Below are 13,614 nucleotides of genomic sequence, written 5' to 3' on the forward strand. Positions count from 1 at the left end.
GTGTTTCTATTTGGGTGGCTAAGCGCTATTTATTCGCTACGTTACCTAGCTTCAACCATGTATCGATAACCGTGTCAGGGTTCAACGAAACAGAGCTAATGCCTTGTTCCATTAACCATTCCGCTAGGTCGTCATGGTCAGATGGGCCTTGGCCACAAATACCCACGTATTTACCTGCTTTGGTTGCTGCATCGATCGCCATTTTCAGCATCGCTTTCACTGCAGGGTTACGCTCGTCGAAGAGGTGTGCCACGTCACCTGAATCTCGGTCTAGGCCAAGCGTCAGCTGTGTCATGTCGTTCGAACCAATAGAGAAGCCATCGAAGTACTTCAAGAACTCTTCAGCCAAAATTGCATTCGATGGTAGTTCACACATCATGATAACTTTCAGACCTTGGTCGCCACGGCGTAGGTCAAACTTAGCCAGAATGTCGATAACCGATGCCGCTTCGCTTGGAGTGCGAACGAATGGAATCATAATTTCAACGTTCTTAAGACCCATCTCGTTACGAACACGCTTGATCGCTTGAGTTTCTAGCTCGAAACAGTCTTCGAATACTGGCGAGATATAACGAGATGCGCCACGGAAGCCCAACATTGGGTTCTCTTCATGTGGTTCAAACGTTTTGCCGCCTACAAGGTTGCTGTATTCGTTCGACTTGAAGTCAGACATACGTACGATCACACGCTTAGGCCAGAATGCAGAAGCGATAGTCGCGATGCCTTCCGTTAGCTTGCTTACGTAGAAATCGATAGGATCTTTGTAGCCGCGAATACGTTCGCTGATTTCTGCTTTTAGCTCGTCAGTTTGTGCATTGAAGTTCAATAGGGCTTTTGGGTGAATACCGATCATCTTGTTGATGATGAATTCTAGACGAGCAAGGCCAACACCTTCGTTTGGAATTTGCGCGAAATCGAAGGCACGATCTGGGTTACCCACGTTCATCATTACTTTGGTTGGCAGTATTGGTAGCTCATCAACCTCAGAACGTTTGATTTCAAAGTCGAGTTCGCCGTTGTAAACGTAGCCTGTTTCGCCTTCTGAACATGACACTGTCACGGTATCGCCATCCTTTAGGCTGCTTGTTGCTGTACCACAACCAACAATTGCTGGGATACCAAGCTCACGAGCGATGATTGCAGCGTGACAAGTTCGGCCACCACGGTTAGTAACAATCGCAGAGGCTTTTTTCATAACAGGTTCCCAATCTGGGTCTGTCATGTCTGTTACCAGTACGTCGCCTTCTTGAACCAGTGACATTTGGTCTAGAGAGTCAACCAGACGAACTGGGCCAGAGCCGATACGTTGACCGATAGCACGGCCTTCAACCAAGACATCGGCCTTGTTGTTTAGCTCGTAACGCTCGATAACGTTTTGGTCGCTTTGAGAACATACTGTCTCTGGGCGAGCTTGAACAATGTATAGCTTGCCGTCGATACCATCTTTCGCCCACTCAATGTCCATCGGACGTTGATAGTGCTTCTCGATGATCATCGCTTGTTTTGCTAGCTCTTTGATCTCTTCATCGTTCAATGAGAACTCGTTACGCTCTTGCGTATCGGTGTCGATGATATCAACTTGTTTGCCAATCTCTTGGTTGGTTGAATAGATCATCTTGATCAGCTTAGAACCAAACGTCTTCTTAACGATTGGGTAGTGACCCGCCTCTAGCATTGGCTTGTGAACGTAGAACTCGTCTGGGTTCACTGCGCCCTGTACAACCATTTCGCCGAGACCCCAAGAAGAAGTGATGAACACGACTTGGTCGAAGCCTGACTCTGTATCAAGTGTGAACATCACACCTGAAGAGGCTTTGTCTGAGCGAACCATGCGTTGAATACCCGCAGACAATGAAATGCCACGGTGGTCAAAGCCTTGGTGTACGCGGTAAGAGATAGCGCGGTCGTTAAACAGAGAAGCGTAAACGTGCTTGGTTGCTTCTAGTACAGCGTCGATGCCTTTCACGTTAAGGAAGGTCTCTTGCTGGCCTGCGAAAGAAGCGTCCGGAAGGTCTTCTGCGGTTGCAGATGAACGCACAGCTACAGACAATTCTTCGTTGTCTTCGATTAGCTCGCGGTAGTTATCACGGATGTCTTGCTCTAGTGATTCTGGGAAGGGTGCGTCTAGAACCCATTGTCGAATCGTTGCACCTGTCTTACGCAGTGCGTCAACGTCTTCGACATCAAGTTCATCAAGTAGTTGGTGAATGCGCTCATCAAGACCTTTGTAATCAAGAAAGTCGTTAAACGCATAAGAGGTGGTAGCAAAACCATTAGGTACAGAAACACCAGCATTGGACAGGTTAGAAACCATCTCGCCCAGTGAGGCGTTCTTACCGCCGACTTTGTCGACATCTTCCATGGATAGGCCATTGAACCATAGGGTATTATTTTGCATTTATTTCTCCAGAAACATAGCAAGCATTGTAGGGATTTAAAGGCAAACGATTACGTATCAGTTTAAAAAAATGTAAATTATTTTTTAAAGCTGTGGGGGACGTAATAGTCAGCAGGGTTTCGTTATATATATTATGGTTCCCATCCTACTCAAAATAATTTTAAACATTAAATAAAAAATGCAAATTGATATCCAAAGTCGTGATGTATTCTATGTTTCTGATGGAACGGCTATAACATGTGAGACTTTAGGGCATGTTGTTCTAGGTCAATTCCCTTTTAAAGCCAATGAAAAAACCTTTCCGTTTGTGGAAAGTGAGGACAAACTTTCTGATTTATTAAAAGAGATTGAAATTTCGTATCGTGATACCGGATTAGAACCGCTAGTGTTCTTTTCGATTGTGATACCTGATATCAAAACCAAATTGCTAGAAGCGCCCGCGCACTGTTATGACGTGTTAGAGAGCATCGTGCAGAAAGTACAGGATGACATTCAGATGGCGCCTGTTCCTAAGTTGCAGCGCTCACGCAGTGTAAACAAGGATTCGGTTAAGTATTTCGACCGTATTGCTGCGATTGAGTACACGCTCGCGCACGATGATGGCATCACGCTAAAAGGGCTGGAAGAAGCCGACATCATCTTGTTGGGTGTTTCTCGAAGTGGCAAAACACCAACAAGTTTGTACATGGCGATGCAGTTTGGTTTACGCGTAGCAAACTATCCGTTCATTCATGATGACTTAGCGCGCTTAAAGTTGTTGCCAGAGTTTGAGATCTACCGACATAAGCTGTTTGGTTTAACCATTGATGCAGAAAGGCTCACTGAAATTCGTGAGAACCGCTTAGCAGGCAGCGAATACGCCAGTGACTCACAATGTTTGTATGAATTGCAAACGGTAGAGGCGATGTTCCGCAGAGAGGCTGTGCCGTACATTAATACCTCTTCGCTATCGGTTGAAGAAATTTCGACACGAATCTTAGAGCGAACGGGCTTAAGACGTCGCTTGCTATAGTGGGTGGTTGATCAAACCTATGTTTTGATTTCGTTGCTCCTGATATAAGGAGCAACGAGGTTAACTTTCCCGTATTCATACACTTCTGCACCCTATATTCTTCTCTCCTCGTTAGAGTTTTTACCTACAAAGCTTATGAAAAATGTCGCTTAATTCTTTGCCTGTTTGTCGGATGTATACCTATTGTTTAAGGAACGGTTAACTAAATAATCGATAATTATTAAAAATACATGTGTCAGTTCATCAACAGGTTAGGGAAAACAGTTTATGAAGATATCAGAGCTTACTATTCGCAGTAGGTTACTTTTTGGCAATTTCATTACGATCAGTATCTTAGTCGTACTATGTGTTGTGGTGTGGAACTCAATTAAAACTTTGAATAGTACTGATGCTATGGTTACGCATACCTACCAGGTGATTGATCAATCGAACCGCCTAGTTAATTCGATGGTCGACCAAGAGACGGGTTTACGAGGTTATGCGATCGGTGGCCAAGAAGAGTATCTAGAACCTTACCATGCAGGTAAACAAGCCTTTGAGCAAAGCTTATCCATAGTAAAGAACCTAACCAGTGATAACCCTGCTCAACAGCAACGATTTGATGAAGTCAATCGAGCTGCTAAGGAATGGCAGGTGTATGCTCAAGAGGTTATTGTTTTACGTAAGAGCATTCATGACGGGGAAGCATACGTGAATGAACTCAAAGCACTGATCGCGAGTGGTATTGGTAAAGAGAAGATGGATAACCTACGAGCTGAAATTGCTACAGGACGCTATCTTAATGGCGAGTCCCTTATCAACACCATGGTGAATATGGAAACGGGCTTGCGCGGTTTTATGCTAAATCGCGAAGAAGCTTTTTTAGAGCCTTATCACGAAGGGAAATCGAAGGTAGATAAGCAGTTAGCTTCGATGGGAGACAGTCAATTATCGCGCGACATTCAATCTTGGATTGATGATTACGCATCAACCGCGATTGCATTAGTACGTGAATCCAACCGCTTTAGCTCCATTGACGACCTTTACACAAAGCTTGCTCAAAAGCAGGGTAAACAATACATGGATGGCTTGCGTAATAAAGTTGCTGAAATTATTAACGTCGAGCAAGTGCTTATGGTCGAAAGAAAAGAGGCAGCAAACTCAGCCTCTGATTTGGCACTGATGGCACTTGCAGCTGGTGGCGTCTCTTCGGTCGTTTTCTGTTTTGGTTTTGGTGCGTTCATTTCTCGAAGTATCACTTCACAGATCAATTACGTTATTGGCATCGCTAAGCAATTAGCTAAAGGTGATTTGACGGTCAATATTGAAAAAGGTGCTAAGAACGAAATTGGAGAGTTAACCAACTCGTTGAAAGCAACGGCAGAAAGCTTGAAAACCATCATTGGTAACATGATGGTGGCAAGTGAACGATTGAGCAGTTCATCGACTCAATTAACGAATATTACGGTGAGTACGAACAACGGTGCGAATGAACAGATGTTGATGACAGATCAAGTCGCTGTTGCGATGAACCAGATGTCTATCTCTGTTCAAGAAGTTGCGAGAAATGCAGTCGATACCGCTCAATCTGCAAGTGAAGCGAGTGATCAAGCGATGCAAGGTTTGACAGTAGTACAAGAGACAACCACGAGTATTAACTCCCTAGAATCTGAGATCGAGAGTACAATGGCTCGCCTCGAAGATCTTTCCCGTGAAGCTACCAATATAGGCGGTATTCTTGATGTGATATTAGACATTGCGGCTCAAACTAACTTGCTAGCATTGAATGCGGCTATTGAAGCTGCAAGAGCGGGAGAACAAGGAAAAGGTTTTGCTGTGGTGGCTGATGAAGTGCGGAGCCTTGCTCAACGAACACAAGATTCGACCTCGGAGATTCAAGGTTTAATTGAACGTTTGCAGCTCGGGACGAAAGATGTGGTGAGTAGCATGCAGAAAAGCAGTGATATTGCCAAGAGGAGCGTAGAAAATGCCGAGAAATCAGGGCAAGCTTTTGATGTTATTACTCGTTCAATCAACAATATCTCTGATATGAGTACACAAAGTGCGAGCGCCTCTGAAGAGCAAAGTGTGACGGTTGAGCAGATCAATCAAAATGTGGTGAGCGTTAATCGTATTACCAAAGAGAGCGTTGCAGGGGCTGAACAAACAGTAGAATCAAGCCAAGAGTTGGTGAGTTTAGCGGAACAACTACAGAAAATTGTTGGTCAGTTTAAAGTGAAAAATGTTAGCTGAGAAAGTACGGAGTCGTTTGGCAATTTAAACAAAGGCTACAGCTGTCATGCCGAGCCTCTATTGAAATAGTGGGACTCTATTTTTATTGCTCAAAAAATTAAAGCAGCCTCGATGCAGATTAGTATCGAGGCTGCTTTGTTTATACAGTGCGTGGTTCGTTGTGCCTTAAATGGCCATAATCCAGTAAGTAGTTATAGTCCAATAAGTAGCTATAGTTCAGTAAATCAGCATAGTTCAGCAAGCAAACTTAGCTCAGTCAACGCTTCACGCAATAATTAGTTTAGCGCAGTAAACTGATACCAAGTTCTTGGCTTTTTGTTTCCATCCAGCGGTTCAAATCATTTGGCCACTCAATTGTTGCCTCTACGCAAAAGCCACGAAGCATCGAGAAATACACTGCTTGGTCGATAAGAGGCAGTGATGACTCACCATTTTCTAGATCCAGTAATAGTTCGGCATCTTTCAGTAATGGGTTAATCAATTGAACGTACTGAGGCGTCTTTTCTAACAGTTCTTCAAAGTTAAAACCTTCGGTCTCTTTACTGGCACGCCAAGCTTCTTTGGCTCCAGCAGAGCGATATTCAGCCAAGTCGAGGTTCCACCAACGTGGGCGTCCAATCTGTTGAGTAAGAGGGAATACGCGAGTTTGGAATGCAGTCACTTGCTCAGATGGCACGCGCTGCTCATCGCTTGATTTCAACTCCATAAAGTACGCGATGATATCTAGGCTCTCTGCCATGATAGAGCCATCGTCTTTTTGTAAGACGGGTACCATCTTCTTACCGATCAGATCGATAAGGGTTTGGGCATCATCATAATCGACAGAAACAAGCTCAATGTTCAAGCCTAGCGATTGAGCAATGTAGGAGACTCTTGCACAGAAAGGGCAGTGGTCGTAAATGTAAAGCTTCATAGCTTCCCTCATTCGGGTCATTCTTAGTATAAGATGATGCTAATGTACCAGAAACTTTCGCAGACAATAAGCCTTTGTTAACAAGAACTATTCACTGCGATTAAGTGCTCGGGGATATCAAGAGAACGATGAGAATAAGCACCTAGTGTAGAAAATCGTTGCCTAATTCCATTGTTAGTTGGATGCGGTTTTAATGTAACGAGTAAGCGAATGGGAAAGCTGGTGGGTAAATGACGGGCATAAAAAAAGGCTCTGGCTGCTCACTCTAATGCAGAAGAGTGAAGTCAGCCAAAGCCTCAATTTTGTTACCTTTAGTAGAGTGACTACTATAAGGGCAGAGTGGTTAAACTATGCTTTTTTAAGATCTTGCGCTGGGTAAGTAAGCGTCATTGCGCCTTCTACCGTTGTAACGTGAACGTAGCCGCCACCAGCACTTAGGCCAGTTACTACCATTTCACCTAGTTCAACACCTTTTGTTGCTACAACGCGATCATCAACTGAAAACACTTTACACACCTTCAATAAATTAAATAAATACGATAGATATCGAACGCGGATTTAAACAGATGGGACCCCAATCAACTAATCCGGTTATTTGTCGTAAAGATTAAATTCAGTTATGTATAAATCAGTATGTCTTAAAAATCAGTTTGTTAAATTACGCTGTGACATTATTTATCCGCTGGATAAACGACACCAACTTGTTGGCGCATCTCTGTAATTAACTTAGCAACCGTTAAAGCGCGCAGTTGGGCTTGCGCTTGTGTTGCGTTGTCGCCAGCAATGCAACTAGTAAAAGCCTGCGCTTCGTAACTCATGGAGTTTTCGCTTTGTGCTTGAGTAAGGTTTTCTACTGTGCCATCGCGGTAGCGGATCTTAACGTCGGTACACTCAGCGATGTGATCGATGATGATCGCCCCTAATTCACCTTGGATCTCGCTTGGCGCATAAGAGTCGCTGACTTTGGAGTGAGCAAGTGTTACGTCAAACTCAGGATACTGAAAGATTGCACAGCCATGCGCATCGACACCTGAATCAAGTAGCTTTGCAGAAGCCTGTGCATTTTCTGGTTTGCCAAATAGCGCGACTGTCGCGGCAACACAGTAAAAGCCAATATCGACCAATGAGCCGTTAGAAAAAGCTGGGTTGAAGGTATTTGGGTTCTCGCCGTTTAGGTATTTTTGGTAGCGCGATGAATACTGGCAGTAGTTGATGTGTGCCTTATGTACCTTGCCGATCTTTTCTAACCCAAGTTGAATTTGCTTAAAGTTCGGCAGGAATTGAGATTTATACGCCTCAAACAGCACAACACCGTTCTTCTGAGCGACTTCGAACATGCGTGTTGCTTCTTCAATATTCGATGCGACAGGCTTTTCACAGATAACATGCTTTCCATGTTCCATCATGAAGATAGATTGCTCGCAATGCAGTGAGTTCGGGGAAGCGATGTACACGGCTTCAACAGTGTTGTCATTGGCCAATGCGTCGAGTGAGTCATACGTCGTTTCAACGTCAAATTCTTGGGCGAACTGTGCCGCGCTGTCTAGATTTCGAGAGTAAACCGCAGCAAGTTGCATCGATTGAGATTCGTGAGCAGCTTGAACAAACTTTTGTGTAATCCAATTGGTTCCAATTACAGCAAACTTAATCATATAGGTATCCAGTCGTTAGTCGTCGTTAGTATATTGATTCTGCAGAGATAGTAGCACTCAACGGCTGGCAATGTGCCTGAGATTTGCGGAACAATTTCCCTAAACATAGTGCCTAATATTAATGATCAGCCTTCACTGAGCGTCTGAGTTGACCAGTGTAACGGTGCACAACTAAGCCATTTTTGCTAAGGTGTTATTGAATTCAAACAAGGTGATGATATGCAAATCCGGACGGCCAAGGTAACTGATATTAACGCGATCTTAGCGCTCTCTGAGCAGATAAACCGTCAACATCATCTTGGTGCACCTATGGTATTTGCGCCTGCGTCACAAGGCTTGGCCGACAGTGAAGAGTATTGGTTAGGTTTGATGCTTGACCCACTTGGCGCTTTCTTGGTTGCAGTCGATGACAAGCAAGTCGTTGGTTTTTTAGCGGGTAAGGTAACGCAGAACAAAGGTGTCAGTTTTATTCAGCCGCACAAGGTGGCAAGGGTGAATACGATTGTGGTGAACGATCAGGTTCAGAGCCAAGGTGCAGGTCGAGCGTTAATGAAGTCGTTTAATCAATGGGCGCAGGCGAGAGGAGCGATAGAACTTAGGTTGGAGGTAATGGAGTTTAACCAACGAGCTCAGGGTTTCTATGAGTCGTTAGGAATGGAAACTCAGTCACGAACCATGTCCATGCGTTTTGAGGAGGTCTAAAGGTGCGTCTGCTTCTGCCTTTATCACTGTGTTTACTGTTTATAGCTTCGAACGCGAATGCTGAGCAGGTCGTGGTCGAGAAAATAGTCTCTGACGCGACCGCTATCGAAACCATCGTATTCGAGTCGGCACCGGCTCATTCTCAACGTGTCTCAACGTCTTCATCTAATTCAACCTCTTCTACGAGCTCAAACTCCGAATATGTGATTATTGTGGATGATGTTCTTAACAGTAGCCCTGATGAAAAGGTAGCTCAGCTGTCTCAAGGGTCATCGAAGCGCCCGCCTGAAAGTTCCTCACGACAGTTTTACAACGTGCCAGATAGTGCTTCTGAGGTAGATTCGCTGTCGCAAGTGGTTACGTTAGTTAAAGTCGATAAATCGAAACGTAGGATGTATCTGCTAAAAGGTGAAGAGGTGATTCAGGAGTTTCGTATTGCGCTAGGCAAACAACCGAAAGGTCATAAACGCTTTGAAGGGGACAACCGAACGCCGGAAGGGGAATACCAGCTCGATTATGTGATGGAAGAGTCAGACTTTTATCGCTCAGTACATATTAACTATCCGCAACCTTCGGATATGCAATGGGCAGAGCAAAATGACGTAGACCCCGGAGGGAACATCAAAATCCATGGCATCAAAAATGGTGAGCGTCGTTCGCCGAGCTTTATTCAAAGCTTTGATTGGACGGATGGCTGTATCGCGTTAACCAATCAAGATATGGATGAGTTTCTCCAACTTGTAAAAATGGGCACCCCTATTCATATCGAATGGTAGTCATTGGTACCCAATTTTCTTAATCACTTTCCGCAGTCAATTCGCGAAACCAATTCGTAAAAGCAACGTCCAAACTTAACCGCTAAAGCCAGTTACAGTATGACTCGACCTGCACTGAATATTGCAATCACAATCAGCAATGCAATGGTGACTGGCTTAAACTTCGCTCCACCAAATCTCTCGAACAGTTTAGAACCCACATAACCGCCAAACATGCTGCTTGGTAGAAGCGCGAGAGTAAGCCAGACCACATCACGGTCGACTAACCCAGCGATAGATGCCGAAACAAATGCAGTGGAATCTGCCAAGACAAAGAAGGCTATCAGGCCGGCTCTGGCAATGTGCGGAGCAACTGGGCTTGCCAATGCATGAGTGCCAATTGGAGGCCCTGACATCGAAGCCGCGCCGTTCATTACACCCGCAAGGCTGCCTAGAATATAGGGAGCAAATCTAGGTTCGCTTTTGTACTGGAAACCTTTGTAGATCATAAGTGCAGACGCAAAAATGAAGGCACTGATGATCAAGATGATCGTGTCTTGGCTAACGGATTTAAGCAGAAGTAAGCCGACTGGTGTGAAGGCAAAACAAGGGATAAATACCTTTAAAACCCAGCGCCAGTTAACGTGTTTTCGAACTTTAGGCAGTAATTGAACATTGCCTAGGAGATCGATCAGCATGAAGACGGGAACCAGTTCGATAACAGGCACGAATAACGCACTTAATGGCAATGCCACTAAGGTGAAACCGAAACCTGAGAAGCCACGAACAATAGCGGCGAAAATGAAGATTGCACCCAAAATTGGGAAGGTTGGACTAAAAATGAGATCCATAAATTAAGTAACCAATGAAGCCGTCTAAATAGAGCGAGCTAATGAAACCAAGTGAGTAGCGGAATGTACTCCTACTCACTTGTGTTTGCTACCTAATTTTAAGGTTTCCCGAGAGTTAATTTTAAAGTCTCTCGGGGTTGTTTTTGCAGTATTCGCCTAGTCAATTTATAGAGGTGAATTGATTCGGAAAATCAGTGAATACGGCATCTACTTTTGAGATGAATTTGAAGTGAGACGGATCGTTTACTGTGTAGCACCAAGTTTGAATGTTTGCTTCACTGAGTGTATCAAGATCGCTCTGATTCACATGCTCGTAGTTCATGTGACAGCTGAACGCTTTAACCTCGTCAATCAACATCAAGTCGGCTTGAGTCAGTTGTTCTGTGATCACACCAACGCGGTATCTCGGCAGATGACGGGCCATTTCAGAAACGACTTGATGGCTGAAACTTGAAAGCAGCACTCTGTCGGTGTCTAGATTTGAACGGATCAACTCGGTATGCAGCAAATCAACGACATGAGGCGCTTGATGTCGACTGTCTACTTTGATCTCTAAGTTCACGCTGAGATCATGCTGCTCAACGAGCGCGAGCAACTCTTCCAACGTTAATATTCTTTCACCAGCGAACTGCTCAGACTTCCAACTGCCAAAATCAAGCTGACGCAGTTCTGCAAGGGTGTGTTCGTCGACACGACCTTTGCCATCGCTGCAGCGCTCAAGGGTGTGGTCGTGACAAACCACAAGTTGATCATCCTGAGTTGGCTGAATATCTACTTCGATCCATTTCAAGCCGAGTTTAGCGGCTTGTTCAATGCTTGCCTTGGTATTTTCTGGGTGAGTACCTGCTACACCCCGATGACCTACGATGATAGACGACATAATTAATCCTTCTTAAAGACGCACCGTAAAAACGCATTAAATATCAGTGTACTCGATTAAGCGAGAGCCGTCGTTATGCTTGTCGCCTCTTCGCGTGACTCTTGTGAAGTAAAGTTATTCGGCTGAATACGCTTCCCACGACTGTCAAAAATATGCAGGTTGGATTTATCAATGCTTAATCCGAGCGGCAGTACTTGGCATAGTGTCGTTTCTGGCGTGACGGCGATAAAAGGTTGGTCGTTTACAAGGCCATGAACCAATTGATTCGGCCCCAATGGCTCAACCACACTGATACGCAGTTCGAGAGGTAAGGTGTTCATTTTTAATTCGGAACAAACCTCAGAGTGTTCAGGGCGAATGCCAAGCGTGATAGTCGCGTTCTTAACGTGCGCGTACTCTGGCAGATACATTTGTTGATCGCCTATTTCAAGATAGCCATCATCGAGCGTGGCAGTTAAGAAGTTCATCGCGGGGCTACCAATGAAGCTTGCCACAAAGGTGCTGGCAGGCTGGTGGTAAACTTCTCTTGGTGTGCCGACTTGTTCTATCTGACCTTTGTTGAGAACCACGATTCTATCTGCCAGTGTCATGGCTTCGACTTGGTCATGAGTCACGTAAACACTGGTTACGCCTAGCTCGCGTTGCAGCTTTTTGATTTCTAATCTCATGTGAGCGCGCAATGAGGCATCTAGGTTAGACAAAGGCTCATCAAACAAGAACAGTTGAGGGTCGCGAACGATCGCTCGCCCCATAGCAACACGCTGGCGCTGACCACCTGAAAGCTTGGCTGGCTTGCGGTCTAAGTACTCTTCGATTTTCAGTGTCTTGGCGACTTTCTCAATCTTCTCTTCAATCACGTGTTGGCTGACACCTCGGTTCTTTAAACCATAAGCGAGATTTTTGTACACCGTCATGTGAGGGTAGAGTGCGTAATTTTGAAAGACCATTGCGGTATCTCGCTGAGCTGGCCTTTCGTTATCAACACGGCGCCCACCCAAGTGGATCTCACCGCCAGAGATGCTTTCCAGACCCGCAATTGAACGTAGGATAGAAGACTTGCCGCAGCCCGATGGGCCAACCAATACAAGAAATTCACCCTTTTCGATCTCAAGCGAGACATCTTTCACTGCACGATGACCGTTCTCATAAGTCTTTACCAAGTTTTTGATGCCTAACATGGTAGGTGCTTTGTGCGTATGGTTGTGAGTAGCTTGGGTGTGCCCTAACGTTTGTTTTAACTTTGGCATCGGGGTGTCCTCTGTATTTTTGTGGATAGCTTGGTGAGAAGGCAGGTGAGACATCTTGTACTCAGCGAGTGATTGAATGCGGTTATCGTTCATTTGATTTGTGTCGTTATTATTTTTCACTTTCTACTAGCCCTTTTACAAACCAACGCTGAAATACAACCACCACTAAAACGGGTGGCAACATAGCTAAAATCACCATGGCAAAAACATAGTCGTAGCGCGGTAAACTGGTTTCATTGATGTTGTTGAGTACTTGTTTGATGCCCATCACGATGGTGTTGTAGCCTTCGTCCGTGGTCATCATGATTGGCCACAGATATTGGTTCCAACCCACCACAAACATTATGATAAAGATTGCGGCGATCATGGTTTTAGACAGTGGCAATAAGATGTCGACAAAGAATCGAAATGGACCTGCGTTATCTAGCTGAGCGGCTTCTAACAATTCATCGGGGATGGTTTTGAAGAACTGCCTAAAAAAGAACGTCGCGGTGGCTGAGGCGATCAAAGGCAGAATTAAACCTGTGTAGCTATTAAGAAGTCCAAGCCCAGCGACAACCTCATAGGAAGGGATAATGCGCACTTCTAATGGCAGCAAAAGCGTCACGAAGATCAACCAGAACCAAGCTGTGGCGTAAGGCAACCTGAAGTAGACCAAAGCATAGGCGGCCATCATCGAAATGATGATCTTACCGATCGCAAAACCTAGCCCCATGATCATTGAGTTGGCGATCATTTTGCTGGCGGTGACTTCGCCACTGAAGCCCATGCTTTTGTTCCAAGCTTCGCTATAAATGGCCGTAAAGTTATCGCCTGGTAGCCATTGTAGGCCTTCGCTGACAATGGTGTTTGGGTTATGCGTCGAGCTAGCGAAGATGAGCCAGATAGGGACCAACATAAACAGCATCCCAGCAATTAAAATTAGGTGGTCAGAGACCTTATTACTTTTCATAAATAACTCCTATCGCGTTA

General features: G+C 44.9%; 12 protein-coding genes. 4 read left to right on the forward strand and 8 right to left on the reverse strand.

Features of this window, described 5'->3' with window-relative positions:
• Positions 1-25: 25 nt before the first annotated feature.
• A complete protein-coding gene (ppsA, locus tag IQQ51_RS24225; RefSeq protein WP_193842328.1) occupies positions 26-2,398 on the reverse strand; it encodes a phosphoenolpyruvate synthase in 2,373 nt (790 codons plus the stop codon).
• A 178-nt stretch (positions 2,399-2,576) separates the two neighbouring features.
• Between ppsA and IQQ51_RS24230 the strand changes: the two genes are divergently transcribed.
• Positions 2,577-3,410, forward strand: coding sequence for a pyruvate, water dikinase regulatory protein (locus tag IQQ51_RS24230; RefSeq protein ID WP_048612835.1), 834 nt, complete (start codon positions 2,577-2,579; stop codon positions 3,408-3,410).
• A gap of 267 nt (positions 3,411-3,677) precedes the next feature.
• Positions 3,678-5,642, forward strand: a complete 1,965-nt coding sequence (locus IQQ51_RS24235; protein WP_193842329.1) for a CHASE3 domain-containing protein — start codon at positions 3,678-3,680, stop codon at positions 5,640-5,642.
• Positions 5,643-5,922: 280 nt separating this feature from the next.
• On the opposite strand, the gene grxB is transcribed toward IQQ51_RS24235, so the two are convergent.
• The 3 genes from grxB to IQQ51_RS24250 all read right to left on the reverse strand — a co-directional run bounded on the left by grxB (position 5,923) and on the right by IQQ51_RS24250 (position 8,207).
• A complete protein-coding gene (gene grxB / locus IQQ51_RS24240; protein WP_193842330.1) occupies positions 5,923-6,555 on the reverse strand; it encodes a glutaredoxin 2 in 633 nt (210 codons plus the stop codon).
• Between the two features lie 348 nt (positions 6,556-6,903).
• A complete protein-coding gene (locus tag IQQ51_RS24245) occupies positions 6,904-7,062 on the reverse strand; it encodes a hypothetical protein (protein ID WP_004733064.1) in 159 nt (52 codons plus the stop codon).
• Positions 7,063-7,226: 164 nt separating this feature from the next.
• Positions 7,227-8,207, reverse strand: a complete 981-nt coding sequence (locus IQQ51_RS24250) for a Gfo/Idh/MocA family protein (protein WP_193842331.1) — start codon at positions 8,205-8,207, stop codon at positions 7,227-7,229.
• 219 nt (positions 8,208-8,426) lie between these two features.
• Here IQQ51_RS24250 and IQQ51_RS24255 point away from each other — a divergent pair, with 219 nt between their 5' ends.
• Positions 8,427-8,909: a GNAT family N-acetyltransferase gene (locus IQQ51_RS24255; protein ID WP_193842332.1), complete on the forward strand. Its 483-nt coding sequence runs from the start codon at positions 8,427-8,429 to the stop codon at positions 8,907-8,909.
• 2 nt (positions 8,910-8,911) lie between these two features.
• Positions 8,912-9,685, forward strand: a complete 774-nt coding sequence (locus IQQ51_RS24260) for a L,D-transpeptidase family protein (RefSeq protein WP_193842333.1) — start codon at positions 8,912-8,914, stop codon at positions 9,683-9,685.
• A 92-nt stretch (positions 9,686-9,777) separates the two neighbouring features.
• Here IQQ51_RS24260 and IQQ51_RS24265 read toward each other — a convergent pair whose 3' ends face one another.
• The 4 genes from IQQ51_RS24265 to ugpE all read right to left on the reverse strand — a co-directional run bounded on the left by IQQ51_RS24265 (position 9,778) and on the right by ugpE (position 13,594).
• A complete protein-coding gene (locus IQQ51_RS24265; RefSeq protein ID WP_059019086.1) occupies positions 9,778-10,515 on the reverse strand; it encodes a sulfite exporter TauE/SafE family protein in 738 nt (245 codons plus the stop codon).
• 160 nt (positions 10,516-10,675) lie between these two features.
• Positions 10,676-11,395, reverse strand: coding sequence for a glycerophosphodiester phosphodiesterase family protein (locus tag IQQ51_RS24270; RefSeq protein ID WP_048609028.1), 720 nt, complete (start codon positions 11,393-11,395; stop codon positions 10,676-10,678).
• A 56-nt stretch (positions 11,396-11,451) separates the two neighbouring features.
• Complete coding sequence (gene ugpC / locus IQQ51_RS24275) at positions 11,452-12,762, reverse strand: sn-glycerol-3-phosphate ABC transporter ATP-binding protein UgpC (protein WP_193842334.1); 1,311 nt, start codon at positions 12,760-12,762, stop codon at positions 11,452-11,454.
• Entirely contained in the window at positions 12,752-13,594 is an 843-nt protein-coding gene (gene ugpE, locus IQQ51_RS24280) for a sn-glycerol-3-phosphate ABC transporter permease UgpE (protein ID WP_017060566.1), read from the reverse strand. The genes ugpC and ugpE overlap by 11 nt, the downstream gene beginning before the upstream one ends.
• Between the last annotated feature and the right edge of the window lie 20 nt (positions 13,595-13,614).

The sequence above is a fragment of the Vibrio sp. OPT18 genome (genome assembly GCF_015163615.1).
GTDB lineage: Bacteria > Pseudomonadota > Gammaproteobacteria > Enterobacterales > Vibrionaceae > Vibrio > Vibrio coralliirubri.